Source organism: Ruegeria sp. AF2 (genome assembly GCF_056542025.1).
In genome coordinates, this window is the sequence record NZ_JBQFZC010000002.1 from 28,480 (window position 1) to 47,304 (window position 18,825).

15 protein-coding genes and 1 riboswitch are annotated in these 18,825 nt (G+C 56.6%); of the genes, 11 read left to right on the top strand and 4 right to left on the bottom strand.

Annotated features, from left to right (window positions below):
* The first annotated feature begins 22 nt into the window (after positions 1-22).
* The 6 genes from ACR0NM_RS07965 (at position 23) to ACR0NM_RS07990 (ending at position 6,290) form a co-directional block, all read left to right on the top strand.
* Positions 23-1,156 carry an enolase C-terminal domain-like protein gene (locus ACR0NM_RS07965; protein WP_480613977.1) on the top strand — a complete coding sequence of 378 codons (1,134 nt, stop codon included), beginning with the start codon at positions 23-25 and terminating at the stop codon, positions 1,154-1,156.
* On the top strand, positions 1,153-2,403 hold the full coding sequence (locus tag ACR0NM_RS07970; protein WP_480613979.1) for an NAD(P)/FAD-dependent oxidoreductase: 1,251 nt from the start codon (positions 1,153-1,155) through the stop codon (positions 2,401-2,403). The genes ACR0NM_RS07965 and ACR0NM_RS07970 overlap by 4 nt, the downstream gene beginning before the upstream one ends.
* Positions 2,404-2,453: 50 nt before the next feature.
* Positions 2,454-3,431, top strand: coding sequence for a TRAP transporter substrate-binding protein (locus ACR0NM_RS07975; RefSeq protein WP_170685755.1), 978 nt, complete (start codon positions 2,454-2,456; stop codon positions 3,429-3,431).
* 68 nt (positions 3,432-3,499) lie between these two features.
* Positions 3,500-4,033, top strand: coding sequence for a TRAP transporter small permease (locus tag ACR0NM_RS07980; RefSeq protein ID WP_480613981.1), 534 nt, complete (start codon positions 3,500-3,502; stop codon positions 4,031-4,033).
* Positions 4,034-4,037: 4 nt separating this feature from the next.
* Positions 4,038-5,351, top strand: coding sequence for a TRAP transporter large permease subunit (locus ACR0NM_RS07985; protein WP_170685753.1), 1,314 nt, complete (start codon positions 4,038-4,040; stop codon positions 5,349-5,351).
* A gap of 6 nt (positions 5,352-5,357) precedes the next feature.
* Positions 5,358-6,290, top strand: coding sequence for a hypothetical protein (locus ACR0NM_RS07990; protein ID WP_480613984.1), 933 nt, complete (start codon positions 5,358-5,360; stop codon positions 6,288-6,290).
* A gap of 30 nt (positions 6,291-6,320) precedes the next feature.
* On the opposite strand, the gene ACR0NM_RS07995 is transcribed toward ACR0NM_RS07990, so the two are convergent.
* Positions 6,321-7,637 carry a UDP-glucose dehydrogenase family protein gene (locus ACR0NM_RS07995; protein WP_480613986.1) on the bottom strand — a complete coding sequence of 439 codons (1,317 nt, stop codon included), beginning with the start codon at positions 7,635-7,637 and terminating at the stop codon, positions 6,321-6,323.
* 581 nt (positions 7,638-8,218) lie between these two features.
* On the opposite strand from ACR0NM_RS07995, the gene ACR0NM_RS08000 reads away from it, so the two are divergent.
* On the top strand, positions 8,219-11,221 hold the full coding sequence (locus tag ACR0NM_RS08000) for an ATP-binding protein (RefSeq protein WP_480613988.1): 3,003 nt from the start codon (positions 8,219-8,221) through the stop codon (positions 11,219-11,221).
* Here ACR0NM_RS08000 and ACR0NM_RS08005 read toward each other — a convergent pair.
* Positions 11,218-12,879, bottom strand: a complete 1,662-nt coding sequence (locus tag ACR0NM_RS08005) for a peroxidase family protein (protein ID WP_480613990.1) — start codon at positions 12,877-12,879, stop codon at positions 11,218-11,220. The genes ACR0NM_RS08000 and ACR0NM_RS08005 overlap by 4 nt on opposite strands.
* Positions 12,880-12,897: 18 nt before the next feature.
* The gene (locus ACR0NM_RS08010; protein ID WP_480613992.1) at positions 12,898-13,965 is read right to left on the bottom strand and encodes a catalase family protein; all 1,068 of its coding nucleotides are present in this window, start codon (positions 13,963-13,965) and stop codon (positions 12,898-12,900) included.
* A gap of 258 nt (positions 13,966-14,223) precedes the next feature.
* Positions 14,224-14,431: riboswitch (cobalamin riboswitch) on the top strand.
* A 102-nt stretch (positions 14,432-14,533) separates the two neighbouring features.
* Here ACR0NM_RS08010 and ACR0NM_RS08015 point away from each other — a divergent pair.
* From ACR0NM_RS08015 to ACR0NM_RS08030, 4 genes are read left to right on the top strand one after another with little or no spacing between them, the layout of a single operon-like run.
* Positions 14,534-14,890, top strand: coding sequence for a DUF1636 family protein (locus tag ACR0NM_RS08015; protein WP_480613994.1), 357 nt, complete (start codon positions 14,534-14,536; stop codon positions 14,888-14,890).
* Positions 14,887-15,672, top strand: a complete 786-nt coding sequence (locus ACR0NM_RS08020; protein ID WP_480613996.1) for an ABC transporter ATP-binding protein — start codon at positions 14,887-14,889, stop codon at positions 15,670-15,672. Before ACR0NM_RS08015 ends, ACR0NM_RS08020 begins: the two co-directional genes overlap by 4 nt.
* Before the next feature lie 18 nt (positions 15,673-15,690).
* Positions 15,691-16,638, top strand: a complete 948-nt coding sequence (locus ACR0NM_RS08025; protein WP_480613998.1) for an ABC transporter substrate-binding protein — start codon at positions 15,691-15,693, stop codon at positions 16,636-16,638.
* Position 16,639: 1 nt separating this feature from the next.
* On the top strand, positions 16,640-17,653 hold the full coding sequence (locus ACR0NM_RS08030; protein WP_480614000.1) for a FecCD family ABC transporter permease: 1,014 nt from the start codon (positions 16,640-16,642) through the stop codon (positions 17,651-17,653).
* A gap of 54 nt (positions 17,654-17,707) precedes the next feature.
* On the opposite strand, the gene ACR0NM_RS08035 is transcribed toward ACR0NM_RS08030, so the two are convergent.
* Complete coding sequence (locus tag ACR0NM_RS08035) at positions 17,708-18,601, bottom strand: LysR substrate-binding domain-containing protein (protein WP_170393823.1); 894 nt, start codon at positions 18,599-18,601, stop codon at positions 17,708-17,710.
* Between the last annotated feature and the right edge of the window lie 224 nt (positions 18,602-18,825).

An 18,825-nucleotide genomic window follows, 5' to 3' on the forward strand; every position in this document is an offset into this window, starting at 1 on the left:
TCGGCCATTGGCAGGGGGTGCAATGGGCGATCTGACACAGAAAATCATCGGCTATGATCTCTGGCACCTTGAGTTGCCCGTGACGTCTCGCCGTGATCATGGCATCGGGTCCGTCGAAGGAACATGCGAAGTCGTCGTCCTGCGGCTGAGATCCGAGGACGGCAGTGAAGGATTTGGTGAGGCCTCTCCCTGGTCTGTCTTCACGGGCACCCCAGAGGCCACTTATGCAGCCCTTGATCGCTATTTGCGCCCACTTGTGGTTGGGGCCAGAGTGGGCGACCGTTCAGCGATCATGGCACAGGCAGCTTATGCCGTGGCTCATTGCACCGAGGCAAAGGCTGCATTGGAAACTGCTTTGCTGGATCTTGCGGGCAGAATCAGCAAGGTTCCTGTTTGGTCTCTGCTGGGCGGGAAGTGCCGGGGAACCATTCCACTCAGTTGCTCAATTGCGAACCCGGATTTTGCTCAGGATGTTGAGTTGCTGGCACAATTGCAGGCCGATGGCGTTCGGATTGTAAAGCTCAAGACCGGGTTCAAGGATCACGCCTTCGATATCATGCGGTTGGAATATCTCGCGCAGAACCATCCGGATTTCAGGGTTCGTGTTGATTACAATCAGGGGCTCAGTATCGAGGACGCACCGGCTCAGGTTCGCGATGTTGCGCAATTCGCTCCGGATTTCATTGAGCAACCTGTCCGCGCTCATCAATTCAGCATGATGGGCAAGTTGCGACAGATGATTGACGTCCCACTTCTGGCTGATGAGAGCGTCTTTGGCCCCGAAGACATGGAGCGGGCAGCGCGTGACGGTATCTGTGACGGGGTTTCAGTGAAAATCATGAAATCCGGTGGCCCGACACGAGGCCAGACTGTGGCCCGTATCGCTGCAGCACATGGTCTGACAGCCTATGGCGGTGATATGTTCGAGGCCGGATTGGCGCATCTGGCGGGCACACATATGATTGCTGCAACACCTGAGATAACGTTGGGCTGCGAATTCTATCAAGCCTCCTACTTCCTGAAAGAGGACATTCTTGAAAGCCCCTTCCAAGTAAGCAGCGGCGAAGTTGTAGTCCCTGACGCACCCGGCCTCGGCAACAGGCCTGATGTAACCAAGCTTGAGCATTATGCAGTGGCCAAGGCGGTGGGGGCATGAGCGAGAAGAAGACCATAGCGATCATCGGCGCTGGGATTGTTGGCGTTTCAGCCGCAATCTGGCTGCAGCGGGATGGTCACGAGGTAATCCTGATCGACAAGGCCGGACCGGGAGAGGGCACCTCGCACGGCAATGGGGGCGTATTGGCGTCATGCTCGATTGTTCCGGTGACTGTTCCAGGGCTGCTCCGGAAGGCGCCCAAAATGCTGCTCAGCCCGTCACAACCGTTGTTTCTGAGATGGGGGTATCTTCCAAAGCTGATTCCTTGGCTAACAAAATATCTGAGTCATGCGAATGCATCAGATGTGGAATGCATCGCGTCAGCTTTGACGCCAATTGTTGGCGATAGCCTGAACGACCACAAAGCGCTGGCTGAGGGCACGGGCGCTGAAAAGTGGATCGTGCCCTCTGACTATCTGTTCCTGTACAACGACCGCGCGCATTTCAAAGATGATGCGTTTGGCTGGGACATTCGGCGCAGGAACGGATTCACATGGGACGAATTGGAAGGCCCTGCCTTTCACGCCTATGATCCGGTCTATAGTGAAGACATTGGATTTGCGGCGAAGCTATCGGATCACGGCCATATCACCGACCCGGGCCGTTATGTCAAAGATCTGGCGGCCCATGTTGAGGCACATGGGGGCACAATCCTCCGTGCAGCGGTCGATGACGTGGTTCAGGAAAACGGTCGCGTTACCGGTATACGGGCCGCTGGCGAAACCATCACATGTGATACGGCAATTGTAACCGCGGGCGTGTGGTCAGGGCCTTTGGCCAAGCGTTTGGGCATTTCTGTTCCCCTTGAAACCGAACGCGGCTATCATCTTGAATTGGTGGAGCCTTCTGCCATGCCGCGCAGTCCGGTCATGGTGGTCTCGGGCAAGTTTGTTGCCACGCCGATGGATGGCCGCATTCGTCTGGCAGGTATCGTGGAATTTGGTGGTCTTGACGCGCCGCCGTCGCGCGCGCCGTTCGAATTGATGCGCAAGAACGCCCGGATGGCTTTCCCGGGTTTGACATGGAAGGAGGAAGTGGAATGGATGGGGCACCGCCCTGCACCTACAGACTCGATCCCGATCATCGGTGAAGCCCCAGGGATAAGTGGTGCGTATATGGGATTTGGGCACCATCATATTGGTCTGACAGGCGGGCCAAAAACGGGACGACTTCTGGCCCAGATGATTTCCGGCAGAACCCCGAACACAGACATGAGCGTTTACGCACCCTCGCGTTTCGCAACATAGAAATGACTGGCGGAAAACGCCGGCGCTTCAACATCATAGGGAGAAACATGATGAAAAAATTGACAAGCCTTCTGACAGCAACCGCCCTGACCGCGGCCGCAGCAGCGCCAGCGATGGCCGAGAAATGGGATATGCCGATGGCCTATTCGGCGTCGAACTTCCATTCGGCCACAGGCGCGGAGTTTGCCAAATGCGTGACCACCGGAACAGGTGGGGAGATTGAAATTGTCACGCATCCGTCCGGTTCTCTGTTCAAAGGTGGTGACATCAAGCGTGCAATCCAGACCGGGCAAGCCCCGATTGGTGAACGCCTGCTTTCGGGTCACCAGAATGAAAACGCTCTGTTCGGCTTTGATTCCATCCCGTTCCTGGCCACGTCATTCGATGACAGTGCCAAACTTTGGGACGCTGCCAAACCTTCGATCGAAAAGCTGTTGGCTGAGCAGAATCTGACCTTGCTTTACGCCGTGCCGTGGCCGCCGCAGGGGCTTTATTTCAAGAACGAAGTGAACTCGGTGGCGGATATGGAGGGGATCAAGTTCCGCTCCTACAACAACGCCACCTCGCGCCTGGCCGAACTGACCGGGATGCTGCCCGTTACCATCGAGGCGGCTGAGATCAGTCAGGCCTTTGCAACCGGTGTGGCAGATTCCATGGTATCGTCTGGCTCCACCGGGTATGACCGTAAGGTCTGGGAAAGCTTGAACTATTTCTACGAAGTCGATGCCTGGCTACCGCGCAACTATGTGATGGTCAACTCAGACGTCTGGGCAGGTGTCTCGGATGCCAACAAGAATGTCATCAAGGGCTGTGCGGAATTGGCAGAGTATGCCGGTAATTGGCGCGCCAAAGAGTATACCGGCTTTACGCTTCAGGGTCTGCGTGACGGCGGCATGACTGTTGGTCCCGCGTCCGAGCAGATGACGAATGAGCTGAAAGAGATTGGCGTTACCATGACCAATGAATGGCTTGAAGCCGCTGGCGACGAGGGCAAAGCCATCGTCGATGCGTTCAATTCCTCTCAGTAAAGGCTGAGCAACGGGTGGCGGGTACCTCCGCCGCCCATTCCACACTCAATAAAAAAAGCGGGGACGGCATGGCGGCATTACGTGGGCTTCGGTCTGTACTGGATTTTTTGTATCTGGCAGCGGGCGTTTTGGCTGCGCTTAGTCTGATTTCCATTCTATTGCTCATCGTGGTCCAGATGCTGGCCCGCTGGACGGGCGAAGTATTCCCCGGCGCGCCGGATTATGCCGGATATGCGATGGCCGCGGCATCCTTTCTGGCCTTTGCCAACGCACTTAATCGCGGCAGTCATATCAGGGTGTCCATCCTGTTGAATGCGGTGCCCGATGGCTTTCGTAGAATTCTTGAAATCTGGTGCTTTGCCATCGGTACAGCCGTCATGTGGTATTTCTGCTGGTACGCCTATCGCTTTGTGTACTGGAGCTGGAAGTTCAATGACATAAGCCAGGGGCAGGACAAAACCGCCCTTTGGATACCCCAATCCACCATGCTGATTGGAGCCGTCATTCTTGCCATCGCACTGACCGATCACCTATTCCACGTCCTGTTCAAAGGTGACCACCGCATCACCCGTGATCTGGCCGATCAGAGCCACGGAGAGTAAGAGCATGGAAAACCTATCCGTCATCATCCTCTTCCTCTTTGTTCTCTTCACGTTGCTGGGCACCGGTGTCTGGGTCGGGCTTGCCCTGATGGGCGTTGCCTGGGTCGGGATGGAGCTGTTCACAACACGCCCCGTGGGAGACGTGATGATCACGACCATTTGGTCTGCGTCGTCATCCTGGACGTTGACTGCCTTGCCGATGTTCATCTGGATGGGCGAAATCCTATATCGAACGCGATTATCCGAGGACATGTTCAAAGGATTGTCTCCTTGGATGGCGCCTTTGCCCGGAGGGCTGGTTCACACGAATATCGTAGGCTGTACGGTCTTCGCTGCGGTTTCTGGCTCATCGGCGGCGACTCTGACGACCGTTGGTAAGATGTCGATCCCGGAACTGCGCAAACGCAATTACCCCGAGCGTATGATCATCGGTACTCTGACAGGCGCGGCCACGCTGGGCCTTATGATCCCACCCTCGCTGACATTGATCGTCTACGGGGTGACAATTAATGAATCGATCACCAAGTTGTTCTTTGCAGGCATCCTGCCCGGTCTCGTACTGGCAGCGATGTTCATGGGGTATGTTGCGATCTATTCCAAGATTGGGAAAGATTGGAACCCGAATGATGAGGGCAAGCTGACCTTCTCTGAGAAAGTCAAAAATTCTCGCTTCTTATTACCCGTGATCCTGCTGATCATGGTTGTGATCGGGTCCATGTATCTGGGCTATGCCACAGCGACCGAGGCCGCAGCCTTTGGCGTGATCGGAGGCCTGTTGCTGGCTGCAGGGCAGGGGTCACTGAATTGGAAGACGTTCACCGAAAGCCTTATGGGTGCGACCCGCACCAGCGCCATGATCGCGTTGATCCTTGCAGGTGCTGCATTCCTGTCTCTGTCGATGGGCTTTACCGGCCTGCCGCGCGGGCTTGCGGATTTGATCGCCGGGTGGGAACTGACACGGTTCGAACTGCTGATGGTTCTGCTTGTTTTCTATGTCATTCTGGGTTGCTTCCTTGATGGGATTTCCTCGGTCGTTCTGACCATGGCCGTTGTCGAGCCAATGATCCGTGACGCCGGAATCGACCTTATCTGGTTCGGGATCTTTATCGTGGTTGTTGTCGAGATGGCGCAGATTACGCCGCCAATCGGATTCAACCTGTTCGTGATGCAGGGCATGACCAATCATGAGATGAGCTATATCGCCCGCGCTGCGATCCCGATGTTCCTGATCATGGTGCTGATGGTGTTCGTTCTGATCTGGTTCCCCGAGTTGGCGACGTGGCTGCCCGAAAACCTGCGTCAAAGCCCCGGTGGGTAGACGCCGTTGAACCCGCTTCACCTCGCGGCGCGTCACGGCCCATATGTGTTGGTATCGGGCCTTGCCGCAGGCCTTCTGCTGCCGGGGCTGGCCGCACCGATGCGGCCTCTATTGCCGCCCTTGGTCATGCTCCTGCTGTTTTTGACGCTGCTGCGAATGCAGCCGGGGGCCATTGTGGGTTCGCTGGTTGACCTGCGAAAAGTTGCGGGAACGATTACCGCCTTTCAATTGGTTTTGCCGTTGTCTGTCGTTGGGATTGGAATTGCCTGCGGATGGACCGGTTCGCCAGTTTTTTTGGCATTGCTTGTCATGGCTGCAGCCCCATCAATATCCGGCAGCCCCAATATGTGCCTGATGATGGGCTATTCTGCGGAACCGGCGATGCGACTAGTCGTGGTTGGAACGGCTGTTTTGCCACTGACCGCGTTACCGATCTTTTGGCTGATGCCGGAATTGGGTGATCTCAGGGCGGTCCTGATGACCGCGCTTCGGCTTTTTCTTACCATCACAATAGCAATTCTCGCGGCTGTCATATTGCGCCGCACGGTGCTGCGCCAACCTTCAAAGTCTACGCTTTTGAACGTGGAAGGTGCGGCAACGATTACTCTGTCCGTTTTCGTTGTTGGCCTGATGCCATCATTGAGCGCAACCGCACTTGTGGACCCACGTTTCGCGCTGTTCTGGATCGCGTTTGCCTGTCTGATCAACTTTGGGGCTCAGGTTGTCTCATTCCAATTCACACGAACTCGAATGCCCGGTGCCGAGACTACGGCGGTGTCTCTGATCGCCGGAAACCGGAACATCGCGATATTCTTCGTGGCACTGCCACCTGAAGTAACCGCGCCGATCATGGTGTTCATCGGGGCCTATCAGATACCGATGTATCTGACGCCGCTGATCATGCGCCGACTGTATCAGACGGCTGCCACAACCAGCTGATTTGGGCCAGAGGCATTGGCGGTGCCAGCCCTAACGCTGATCCCCAACCCCGACGCCGACATAGGTTTCAAATCCCGATCCCAGAACCATCGTGGACGAGTAGATATTACGCAAGTCGACCATTCGGGGGGATCTCATAGTCTCTGCCAGCTCGCTCAGGTTCAGGGCGCGGAACTCGTTCCATTCTGTCAGCAAGACAACAACGTCCGCATCTTTGGCCGCGGCGTAGGGATCATCCATCCACTCGACGCCAGGAAGCAGCGCTTCCCCCTCGGCACGGCCTTGCGGATCGACAACGCGGACCTGGGCACCGCCACCGATCAGGGCGGGAACGATGGTCAGGGAAGGTGCGTCGCGCATGTCATCGGTGTTGGGCTTGAAAGTCACACCCAGAACCGCCACGGTCTTGCCATTGAAGCTGTCATCGCAGGCATCCCGGATCTTCTCGATCATCCGCTTCTTGACCTCATCGTTTACACGAATGACGGTTTCGGTGATCTGCATCGGGTGGGCAAAATCCTGTCCGATCCGGGCAAGTGCAGCGGTGTCTTTCGGAAAACACGAGCCGCCATAGCCAGGGCCTGCGTGCAGAAACTTGTTGCCGATCCGCCCATCCAGACCAATACCGCGCGCCACCTCTTTGACGTCGCCGCCTGCCCGCTCGCAAAGACCGGCGATTTCATTGATGAACGTGATTTTGGTCGCCAGGAATGCGTTCGCCGCGTATTTGATCATCTCGGCGCTTTCTAGATCAGTGGTCAGGATCGGAAAGTCACGCAGATAAAGCGGGCGGTAAATCTCGGCCATGACATCCGCCGCTCGTTCGCTTTCGACCCCTACGACAACACGATCCGGGCGCATAAAATCATCAATTGCAGCGCCCTCGCGCAGGAATTCGGGGTTTGATGCGACGTCGAATTCCGCCTTCGGATTTGCACCCGAGACAACTTCATGAACCTTGCGGTTGGTGCCGACCGGGACAGTCGATTTGGTTACGACAACCGTATAGCCGGTGATGGCATGAGCGATTTCTTCGGCGGCGGCCATCACATAAGTCAGATCAGCGTGCCCGTCCCCGCGTCTCGTAGGTGTGCCCACCGCGATGAACACCGCGTCCGCGCCGTCGACCGCAGCGGCCAGGTCGGTGGTAAAGGTCAGGCGGCCAGCAGCCACGTTCTTGGCCATGAGCACATCAAGGCCCGGCTCGTAAATCGGCACCTCTCCACTCTGAAGCATCTTGATCTTGCGATCGGATTTATCGACGCAAATCACATCATGGCCAAAGTCCGAAAAGCAAACCCCAGACACCAAACCGACATATCCGGTGCCAATCATCGCAATGCGCATTTATCGAATTCCTTCTTTTGGGTTTCGCCAATGGCGCATTTCCTGGTCTCTTTCAACCGCTGAACTAAGAGCTTTTGGGGCTCGATAATTACAACCGCCTAGGCATTGCCGGCTTGCTTTCGACAACAGCTCGGCACTTCTGAGGTGTTGCGGGCGATAGGGCAAAATCATCAGACTGTCTCTTGGCGACCGAATATGCTTGTTGTGGTGAATTGTTCAAGTGCTGTTCGTGGCTTGCGTTGAACTGGCTATCTGGTCTCGGCGAAGAACGGCGTGTTGCGATCAAGATTCGTTGCCAGATCGGATTTTCGACGATGGCATTCGTTCGACCGCTGGCGCGCATTCTCAATCCTACATGTAATATCAGGCACTTCTTCGCTTCAGCAGGCGTTGGGCATAGCCAGAATGCGAAGCTTCATATAGTCTCACAATCAGTTTTCGTGGTGTCGAGCGGCGGTGCGAGCAATCTGTTAATTATTTTAAGGCTTCGCGATGGGGGGCATGTTCTCGTTATTGGGTTCCGGGGAAGGCGTTGGCCTTAAACCTCCACGCCGCATGAGCGCCGGTCGCGGAGCGCGCTGATGGTGCTGCACCCCACCGGCCCGGAAACTGATCTTGGCGCGATGGAGCACCGCCATCTGACTGTCATGATGGTGGATCTTGTCGAGTCCACGGTATTGGCTCAAATGCTTGAGCCCGAAGATTTGCTGTCTACGACATTACGTTATCATAAACTGGTCGAACAAATTGCCGTTGAGTTCGGGGGCAGGGTGCTGCAGATCGTGGGCGACGGTATCCTCGTCGCCTTTGGTTGGCCTGCTGCGTCTGAAAATAATGCCGAGCGCGCTCTACGCGCTGCGCTGCGCATCCATACTGATCTGCCCGCAATGGCGGGTCCGCTCGATCTCAGGTGCCGGATTGGGATCGCATCCGGCGTAGTTCTTGTCGGGGACATCGCGCTTGGGACCAATATTCAGCCGGACGCGATTTTTGGATCGACGCTAAATCTTGCGGCACGTCTTCAGTCGTTGGCGACCCCCGGTGGAACAATGGTTTCTGCGGCAACACGAGCGCTTGGGGCCGAACAAATGGAGTTCGAGCCGCAAGGCGTTCAGAACCTCGCGGGGTTCGACCGGCCTGTTCCAGTTTATCGATTGACCGGTGAAGGCAAGGATCAGGCACGCCGCCATAACCGCACCCCGTTGCTTGGCCGCAAAGCCGAACGCGGACAACTCCGCCGCGCGTGGAAAGATGTGGAAGCCGGAAGAGGGCGGGTGATTCACATTTTGGGTGAGGCAGGGATTGGCAAATCGCACCTGATCCGTGATCTGCGTTCGTCGGTCGGGCCGCAGGCATGGGTGACCTATCACTGCAGCCCGTTCCATGTCAGCACACCGTTCTTTCCCTTCATATCACAGGTCGAACGGTGGTGCGGCATCCACAATCAGGACGATATTGCCGCGCGTCGCAACCGGTTGTCAGAACATCTGAGCGATATTCTGGACGACGCGCAACTTCGCACGCTGTATTTCATTCTTGCCCCGGGCCCTGGCGACAGCGGGACGACCAGTGAGGACGAACTGCGCGCGCAACTGAGTGACATATTCATCCGCGTCTACCAAAAACTCAGCCGAGAGGGGCCGGTGCTTGTCGTGGTTGAGGATATGCAATGGGTCGACCCATCGACCCTTTCGGTGCTGCGCGACGTGGCCGAGCATCTGACATCACTTCCCGTCCTGATGTTGATGGTTTCGCGGATGCCGGCGCCATCAGCGATCAAAGAGAGCATACCGTCTCTTGAGCAATTGTCGCTTCCACCGCTCGATGATGCGACATCGTCAGAACTGGCCAAGGCGGCCTCGGGTGAGCGCCTTGACGACCGCACTACGGCGCAGATTTTGGCGCGGGGCAATGGCGTGCCCCTTTTCATCAAGGAGTGCTCTGCCGCCATCGCTGCGTCGCCTGAACGTATCGTGGACAACATTCCCGCCACGTTGCATGACCTCCTGGCGCAACAGGTGGACGAGGTCGGAGAACTCCGACGTGCCGCGATCGAGGCCGCTGTTATAGGTGGTGCCTTTGGGGCACCTTTGCTGGCTCAGATCAGTGAACTGACTGAAGACGAGTCCGAAGACGCGATCTTTGGGCTCGCCGCCACGGGTATATTGCAACATCTGCCCGGCGCGAATGACGACGCAGAAATGATCTGGCGGTTCCGCCATGAATTGGTGCGTGAGGCGGCATATCAAAGCCTTGTGCGGGACCGTCGCATTCATTTGCACCGACGCACGGCAGAGGCCCTTGCCGCCCAACCGGAAGCCGCCCGACAGCCTGAACAAATAGCGCGGCACTGGGAACTGGCCGGTGAAACAACGAAGGCGGTGGCCGCCTGGTCGGAGGCCGCGCGGCTGAACCTGAGGCGGCACGCAAATCGCGAAGGGGCTCAGCATGCCCGAAACGGATTGCGGCTGTTGGACGAGTTGCCCGCAGACCAACGCGATAAAGCTGAATTGAACTTGCAATTCCTTCTGGCCGCTGCCGAGCGCGTGCATGTCGGTTATGGTGCCAAGCCCGCAATCGATGCCTTTGGGCGCAGTTTTGAACTGGCTGAAAAGCTGGGCGACAGGCGTACTCTTGTGCGCGCGGGCAGGGGTCTGTTTACCGCTGCAATGGTCAAAGGTGATTACCAGAACGCCGAGCAATTGGGGCAAGCGATCATCGATGCGTATGACGATCACCACACCCGAATGGTTGGAAACTACATCTGTGGGGCCGCGCTATCCCCGCGCGGTCGGTTTCAGGATGCGGCAGCAGCTCTAGAACAAGCGGCGTCTCATGCGGATGCGCATCGCGCCGAAGCTGGAAACAGCCCCGATATTGCAGCCGTGATACAAATCGAGAGTATGAGCGCGCTGGTCGACAGCTTTCAGGGCAAAACTGAAGTGGCACTCGCCAAAGCCAAGCGGGCAGTTGACGCCGCGATGGCGTCGGGCCAGCCCTTGATCATCGCAAATGCAATGCATTGGTTGACCGAAATCCACATGCAGATGGACCACCCGGATTATGCGCGCATGGCCAAGGCGCTGAGCGCGGCTGTTCAGGACAAGGGCGGCCCTTATTACCAAGCTGTTGCGACGGCCCATCTTGCTGGGGCTGCCATCAGAACCGGCGAGGCCACAGAGGGCGTGGCCATGCTGCAGGCCGCTTGGGGAAGGATGCACGCAACGGGTGCCGAGGCGGCTGGCGTGCTCGTCAACACCGAACTCGCAAGGGGCTATCTTGCTCTGGGTGAGATTCAGAAAGGGTTGGATGCGGTGGAGGCTGGCCTGACATGTGCAGAAAACACTGACGAGCGGAACTATGAAGCTGAAATCTACCGGATAAAGGCGGCTCTTCTACTGGAACAAGGTGGTCCGTTCGACGCGGCTGAGGCGGCTTTGCGTGAAGCTATAGCCGTGGCAAATAATCAGGGCGCGGCGCTGTATGAATTGCGCGCGCTGAGTGATCTTGCCTGCATCCGGCCAGCCGATACGGAAGTTGCCGCGCGGATTACTGAGCTGGAAGAGCGCGCGGTCGCGTCTTAGGTCCCGCCGGGACGTCGACCTAAAGTGCAGTCTTCGGGTTGCAGGTCCAAGCCAACAAAACGCGCCACCTGCGAGAATGACGAAGTTTTCTTCAACAACTGAAAACCTTTCTCTGAAAAAGTCTCAGCTGAGTACAAGTTTTTGGACACCATCGGGTTGTTCATAAGCTGCGTGATCGCGTCATACGCCACCATCGATGTCATCAGATCGCCCATGATCACATCGCCCTTGTGCTGTTCCGCAAAGAGACCAGGGAACAACTCGACCCTATTGACGTCGCAATAGAGCCGGCTCAGGTCGGCAATCAATTCGTCCGCAAACGGCTGATCACCAACCATCTCAGTAAAGCTTGAATGCGGTTTGCGGCAGAAATGATGACGATAAGTGTTCAGCGACGGAAGACGGGCCTTACGCGTCAGGGCAATTGTAGCTTCGACAGGGGCAGGAGCACCGGGCGCAGGCCTTTGGAACAGGAAATCGGGCGTGTTGCGCAGCGACATGCGGGCCGCAGGTTGGCGCGACAAAGATCGGATCATTTCCGCCAAGCCCGTTTGTTCGACCAGTCGTGGATTGAACCTGAAGCCTTCTGGGCCAACCTGTGCGCCGTCGATTATGAACCGTTCGGGGATCATCGAATGCCAGCGGTAGAGCAGATTGAACTCAATCGCGATCTGGTTGGAGTGATGCCAGGGCTGCCAGCGATTGACGCCAACGGGCAGTTTGAATGGCATATTGGCGATGTGGGCGATGTAATCCTCAAGCACAAGCTTGATCAGCAATGCGATCAAGGTGCAGCGTGTAGTCTGGAACACACGCTCTTTATCCCAGCCCGAAATGCCGCGCTTTTCGCGCCACAACAGGTCGGCAAAGGTGTTATGGGCGCGCAACATCAGTGTATTGATCGCGATATAACCTATGGTACCATTGCCATTATCGAGCCCGGTTGCATGAAAATCGAGCAGTAGCTGGTCAATCGCGTGATCGCTGAGACCCGGATGCGCCCGTTTCACCGCATTCCACAGCTTGCATGGATCGTGCAGGGGCTTTCCGTAATTCTCGCCAGTGGCAAGACTGCCATCAAAGGGGGGCGCAAGCTTAACACCACCGGATTGGTTCTTTTGAAACAGCTTCGGGGCCCACATCTCGCCTTGTGTATCCAGACGAAAGGCCAACCGGTGGGTTAATTCATTGGTATCGGGATCGCGTTCGCGCAGCATGTCGGTCTGAAAATCGTTCAGCCCGTAGATTTGGCACAGATCGACCTCGTGGTTCGAATCCGTCTGATCAACCGGTCCTTTCGCCCCAAAGGTGCGAAGGAAACTGTCGGTAAACCATTGTGCGGCCGAGATAAACAAAAGTGTCGATCCTTGCGGGCACATCAAGGTAAGCGGGCTGCCATCCAATTGTGTCCGTCGGCGAAAGAGATCAGCAACTTCGCTTTCCGACGGCAGGACGGGTGAGAGGTCTTCTGGCGTCGTATGCCGACCGATCCAGCGATGGGAAAACACGCCGGGCCATGTCGTGTAGTCTGCGCCCATTGTATAGGGCCGCGGTCGGTGGATCTTCGCGGCGTTTGCAAGCCTGATCGCGGCCAAATAGCTCGTAACGGGTGGGGAGATCTTGAATCCGAGTTTGATCAGATCATCAACGTCCAGCATCAATACATCTCCGTTTGGTCATCGATTCGGGAACCGGGCGCGGGCCAGGCTCAGATAGGTTCTGAGCCGGATCGCATTAATCGGTCCTAAAGGTTCGTGATCTGCCGTGACACGCCAGGGCGAGAAGCTCATCGCGTCGCCATTCTGCGGATCAAATTCTGCACCTTTGGGAATCGTGATATCCGCCACGGGCGTGACGGTATGATGGTACGGATCAAGAGGTGCATCTGGTTGCGGATCGCATGCCCACCGGATGCGATTGTCTAGCACATCGAATTCGTCGGCCGGGCGCGGGGGCTCAATCACACACAGCTCGAAGTGATTATCTCCATCGGCCACGTCTTGCCGCAAACACTGCCCGATCCCATCTGGATCGTCTACCGGATGTGCCGGAATTTTTGGTTTAGCGCTGCGGGCCAGGTATCGGACTGTTAGATCGGGGCCCAGCCGATACGGTGTTGTCGACCAGAAATGGACCTCAAAAGGCGAGTGCATATAGTTCGAGGCAAAATCACTCGCGACGCGAAACTGACGCTTGCCTTCACGAGTGAGGAAGGTGCGAAATCCTGCGCGCAGCCCTTTGGTGATCAACCTAAGGCTCCATTTTCGTCGCCCTTTGATCGCGTGCTGGACCGCTTGTAATGTGGCGACAAGCCTGCCCAATCGCTCATATTCATCGGGGACGTAGCTGGGAAACACATCCTGATCGACCAATACGAAATCGAACTCGTCGCTGAGTTGTGTGGTCCCCAGATGCGCAAGTGCCTCGGCGTCGATCAGCTTGGGGCCTGGCACGTCAAAAAGCTTGATCGCCATCCCGTGGGCATCCGATTTCCGGTCATCCAGATGCGCGCCGTTGGAAAAGCGAAGTGCGGCTGAATAGGCAGCGGGCTGTTCAAACAGGCCGTGACGGAACTGTTCTGGTAGATCGTTTCTGACGGTGAATGTTGCAGCCACGCACCCGTGACTGCGCCCATGCTGAGCCCTTAAGCGATGGCCTTTCCACCGTGCAACGGCCTCGAGATTGTGGTCAATGACATCATCAACAATATCCGGCGGCAATGCGTTTTGCGAAACATGCGTCAAAGAACCGTCTCCTTGGATAAACCCAGGCAATGATCAAACAGGGGTAAGGCGCTGACAAAGCTAAACCTCTAAATTTGTTCAGCTTACCTCAGATTGTCTAATTTCCAAACACACCAACTATGGACAGCCGTGGCCAGACAAATTCGGCGCGCAGCCCAAGCTATTCGGCTGGTGCTTCGGACACGTGGTTGGCGGCGCTCGATCCTCGACCAGAGTTGAGCGCCTTCGACTTTATCATTGACGTGTCCGGTGTTCTCGGGCACTCAATCGATTGATGGTTCCCGGTGGTGTTGCCGCGGGATGAAAAGGGAATACGGTGAGGTTTGCCAAAAGGTGCCAATTCCGTAACTGCCCCCGCAACTGTAAGCGGTGAGCAAGGCCAAACAGCCACTGGTCCACAGGGTCGGGAAGGTTGGCCGAGCGCGGACCCGCAAGTCAGGAGACCTGCCATCAGATGTTTAACCAACCCGGGGCGGGGCGTCCTGGAAGGAGGCTTTGATGGCGCGTCAATTGCGTGTTTACATTGTCGGCAGCTTCCGCATGCGCTTGGAAACAAGTGGAGTGGACCATGCCAGATACGCCTGATCATTTCATTCTAGTCTGCGAAAGCTGCACTGAAGGGCTGCCCCTTGATGAAATTTGCGATGCGTTGACCGGGAAATTACATCGCAGTTTTGCGATCCGCGCGTCGTCTTGCATGGCAGGCTGCGATAGTCCCAGAACGGTTGGGTTCCAGGCCGTAGGAAAGGCGCAATACCTTTTTGGTGGCATTCAGACCGCGGATGAGGTGCAGGCGCTGGCTGAGTTTGCAGCGCATTATCGTGAAAGCCCGGATGGCTGGACAAATGCCACTGATCGCCCGCAGGCGTTGTTCAATAAAACCCTCTCGCGCATGCCGCGGATCGAACAGGGGGCATCGCAATGACGTTGCGACCCTTTCTGATTGCCGAAAACCTTGAGTATTATGCCCTTAACGGAGATGTGCTGTTGCAGGGCGTCTCGTTCGAGTTGGACGAGGGTTCCATTCTAGCCATCGCCGGCCCGAACGGGGCGGGGAAAACGACGCTTCTCAATCTGTTGTGCGGCGCTGAGCCGCTGGCACTTGGCGATGTTCGGATCAAAGGACGCAGTCTGAAACAGCTCTCTGCCAAAGAGCGTGCGCGCATGATTGCAGTGGTAGGTCAGCAGGAACTGCCCGATGGACGCTTGGCGTTACGCGATTATGTTGCGCTGGGGCAAATACCCATCCGTGCGGACCGCTCTGCCGAAGGCCACGCGCAAGAGCTGGACCGGATTTTAGACCTGACCGGTCTCGCCAATCTCGCGGACAAGCGCATGGCCCAACTGTCCGGAGGCGAACGTCAGCGTGCCCATATCGCGCGCGCTTTGGCGCAAAACCCTTCGTTGCTGTTTCTGGACGAACCGACCAACCATCTGGATCCTGATGCAAAAGGGCGGATGCTGTCTTTGGTCGCCGAGCTTGGGATCACCGTGGTCATGATCGTACACGATCTGGTCATGATCCCCGAATTCGCCACACACGTGGCGCTGATGAAATCGACCCGCATGATCGAGTTTGGGTCGGTGGACAAGGTGCTGACACCCGAAAGAGTCCGCGAAACTTTTGGCGTTGATTTCCTCTGCTTTCTCCACGAAGGCCGCGTGATCCCGGCGCTTGATATTCGAAGAACCACAGTCTCAACTTAGTCGAAGGAACACACTGAGATGAAATACATCTGGCCCGTGGCGTTGGCCACCGCCATGGCAAGCGGTGCTGCTGCGCAAGAAGTCACCGTAGACAACTGCGGCGAACCGCTGGTTTTTGATACCGCGCCCGAGCGCCTGGTTGTGCATGACATGAACATGACCGATATGGCCTTTGCATTGGGTCTGCAGGACAAGATCGTCGGCCTGACCGGCATCACCGGCTGGTACAAGACCAGCCCTGATTTTGATGCCCTGCGCGGCGACATCCCCGAGCTTGCGCCGAAATATCCGACCGTCGAAAACCTGGTGGCGGTTGAACCCGACCTGTTCTTTGCAGGTTGGTACTATGGCATGAAGCCGGGTGGTGATGTGACCCCAGATACATTGGAACCGTTCGGAATCAAGACCTTGGTTCTAACCGAAAGCTGTGTGCATCTGGACAAGGATCGCCCCGAAGCCAGCATGGATCTTCTGTTTGGCGATGTGTTGCGCTTGGGCAAGGTGATGCAAGTCGAAGACAAGGCCGAAGCTCTGGTCTCGGGCTGGAAAGAGCAGCTGGCAGCGATCGAAGCCAAGACTGCTGAACTGCCCAGGCCCCGCGTCTTTCTTCTGGATGGTCCTGCAGATGCTCCGTTTACCGCCGGTAAATTCGCGATTCCCGATGCGATGATCACAGCCGCCGGTGGTGAAAACGTCACTCATGACATGGACACGAGCTGGGGCCGCACTTCGTGGGAGGCCGTTGCCGCATCGAACCCGGAATTCCTGGTTTTGTTGGATTATCAGACCGGCAATGGTGCCGAGGACACTTTCAAGTTCCTGCAGGAGCATCCCGTCATGTCGCAGACTGATGCCGTCAAGAACGAACGCTGGATCGGATTGCGCTACGAAGAGCTGACGCCGGGACCGGCAAATATCGAAGCGATCTCGAAGATGGCGCGCGCGATGCATCCGGGTCAGAGCTAATATGGGCCGACTGGGCCTGACGTTGTTGCTGGGGGCGGTCGTTCTGACCGCCCTTTTGCTGATTTCCACGATCTACGGCACAACCTCGATTCCTTTGTCCGACACCTTCACCGCGATATTGCGCGGTACCGGGTTGCAGGACGCAGAGATGTCACCGCTGCATAGGATCGTATTCGACCTGCGATTGCCCCGCGCGTTGTTTGCAGCCGTGATCGGTGCCGGGCTGGGCATCGTTGGCGTGGTGCTGCAAACGACCACACGTAATGACCTTGCCGATCCATTTCTGTTCGGCCTGTCCTCGGGCGCGGCAGCGGGGGCGGTGTTTGTAATTACCGTGACCGGAGATATTCTGGGTTTCTGGACTCTGCCGCTGGCTGCCTTTTGCGGCGGTCTTGTGGCGTCGGGCATCGTGCTGGCGCTGGTTCATGGGCTTCGCACCAGCGCACCGGAGAAGCTGATCCTTGCGGGTCTGGCTGTGTCGTTTTTGTTTTCGGCCATCACCAACTATCTGATTTTCGCCGGCGATAGCCGCGCCGCCCATTCTGTCATCTTCTGGATGCTGGGGGGGCTGGGCCTGGCCCGTTGGGAGACGTTCCCGCTGGTGTGCATCGGTCTGCTGCTGATCCTGAGCTATTCGCTTTATCGCAGCCGCTGGTTGGATGCGCTGCTGACCGGGGATTTGACTGCCGCTACTCTGGGTGTGCCGGTTCGGGGTCTGCGGTTCAGCATGTTTTTCACCGCAGCGTTGGCAACGGCCGTGTTTGTTTCCGTAGCCGGGGTGATTGGTTTTGTCGGTCTGATGGTGCCGCATATTGCACGCGGGATCGCTGGTCCGCTGCACAAAAACCTTCTACCTACCGCCGCTATGGTTGGTGCTGCCTTGTTGACCGGCTCTGACATTCTCAGCAGGCTTCTGCTGGCTCCGCAGGAATTGCCGGTGGGGATCGTCACAACTTCAATCGGATCGGTGTTTGTATTCTTGCTTTTATTCAGGACTGCGAGAAATCAACGGTAAGGCCCTCGATCTTCGCTCACAAGATATTTCGTCCTGATCAGGTCTGAGCCGAGTTTATACCTTTCCGTCAGCCGCTTGGCCGAGCCACTTGAACACAAGCTTGGCGCGGTCGGATGAGGTGTTGTGTAGTTTCACGTAGAAATCCAGTTGCGATGAGATGGTTTGCGGCAACAGTCTGACCAGTTTTCCGGATGCGGTCAGCTCCGAGGTCAGTCCCTCCCATCCCAGCACCGCGCCCATATCGTCCTGCGCGGCCTGAAGCGCGATCGTGTAATTGTTGACCCGATGCGCGGAATTCAGGGGGCCTTCATAGCCGAGTTTCTGGGTCCAGGCACGCCAGTCGGTCCAGCCGGTATCCGGAGCGTCGAGATGAATTAGGGGGACCCTGGCAATATCTTCAACACGTTTGATGGGATTCTGTTGCGCAAACCTTGGGCTGCAAAGCGCCATGATCTTGTCGTGAAATAGTGTCTTGAAGATGCCCGTTTCGCGGCTGGAATCGCCGTAATGGATACTTAGGTCGCATTTTGACGTGTCGATGCCGAGGTCAGTCACGACCTGCGTCACGGAAACATGTCCGTATTGCTTCCAGAACTGCGCAAGGCGCGGGGTGAGCCAAAGTGAACTGACTGCCGTGGTTGAGCGGATCGTTACACCTTTTCTGTCATATTGACGCCGCAACTGCCCAAGGGCTTCGCTGATGCCTTCCAGACCACGTTGAAGGGCAACAAGAAGATAAGCACCGCTTTCAGTAAGTTCCACGCCGCGATGATGGCGCAGAAACAGCGCGCATTGCAGCTCGTTCTCCAGCGCTTTGACCTGATGGCTGATTGCGGCCGGCGTGACGTTCAGCTCTTCTGCGGCGGTCTTGAAGCTTACATGCCGCGCAGCAGCCTCAAAGCTGATAAGCGAACTTACAGGTGGAAGATCGTAGGGCCTGTTGAGCAAGGTGATTTGACCTGTGATGGTTTGTAAATCCAATATTATATAAGCACTATCCGAAGATCAGGCTTAGCTGATCTTATTCAAAGTGAATCTTTTTGCAATTGCCCGCCAGCGGTTCACGGTGAAAATTCGCCACAACCGTTTGAGACATGATCAATGGATGTATCAAAGGCCCTCAAGACCCTTGGTGTTCATATCGATCTTTCGTCATGCAATGCGACCCCCGG

What these genes read in the sequence shown, in the direction of transcription:
- ACR0NM_RS07965 (WP_480613977.1), top strand. Translation starts at nt 23, where the DNA reads ATGGGCGATCTGACACAGAAAATCATCGGCTATGATCTCTGGCACCTT.
- ACR0NM_RS07970 (WP_480613979.1), top strand. Translation starts at nt 1,153, where the DNA reads ATGAGCGAGAAGAAGACCATAGCGATCATCGGCGCTGGGATTGTTGGC.
- ACR0NM_RS07975 (WP_170685755.1), top strand. Translation starts at nt 2,454, where the DNA reads ATGAAAAAATTGACAAGCCTTCTGACAGCAACCGCCCTGACCGCGGCC.
- ACR0NM_RS07980 (WP_480613981.1), top strand. Translation starts at nt 3,500, where the DNA reads ATGGCGGCATTACGTGGGCTTCGGTCTGTACTGGATTTTTTGTATCTG.
- ACR0NM_RS07985 (WP_170685753.1), top strand. Translation starts at nt 4,038, where the DNA reads ATGGAAAACCTATCCGTCATCATCCTCTTCCTCTTTGTTCTCTTCACG.
- ACR0NM_RS07995 (WP_480613986.1), bottom strand. Translation starts at nt 7,637, where the DNA reads ATGCGCATTGCGATGATTGGCACCGGATATGTCGGTTTGGTGTCTGGG.
- ACR0NM_RS08000 (WP_480613988.1), top strand. Translation starts at nt 8,219, where the DNA reads ATGGTGCTGCACCCCACCGGCCCGGAAACTGATCTTGGCGCGATGGAG.
- ACR0NM_RS08005 (WP_480613990.1), bottom strand. Translation starts at nt 12,879, where the DNA reads ATGCTGGACGTTGATGATCTGATCAAACTCGGATTCAAGATCTCCCCA.
- ACR0NM_RS08015 (WP_480613994.1), top strand. Translation starts at nt 14,534, where the DNA reads ATGCCAGATACGCCTGATCATTTCATTCTAGTCTGCGAAAGCTGCACT.
- ACR0NM_RS08020 (WP_480613996.1), top strand. Translation starts at nt 14,887, where the DNA reads ATGACGTTGCGACCCTTTCTGATTGCCGAAAACCTTGAGTATTATGCC.
- ACR0NM_RS08025 (WP_480613998.1), top strand. Translation starts at nt 15,691, where the DNA reads ATGAAATACATCTGGCCCGTGGCGTTGGCCACCGCCATGGCAAGCGGT.
- ACR0NM_RS08030 (WP_480614000.1), top strand. Translation starts at nt 16,640, where the DNA reads ATGGGCCGACTGGGCCTGACGTTGTTGCTGGGGGCGGTCGTTCTGACC.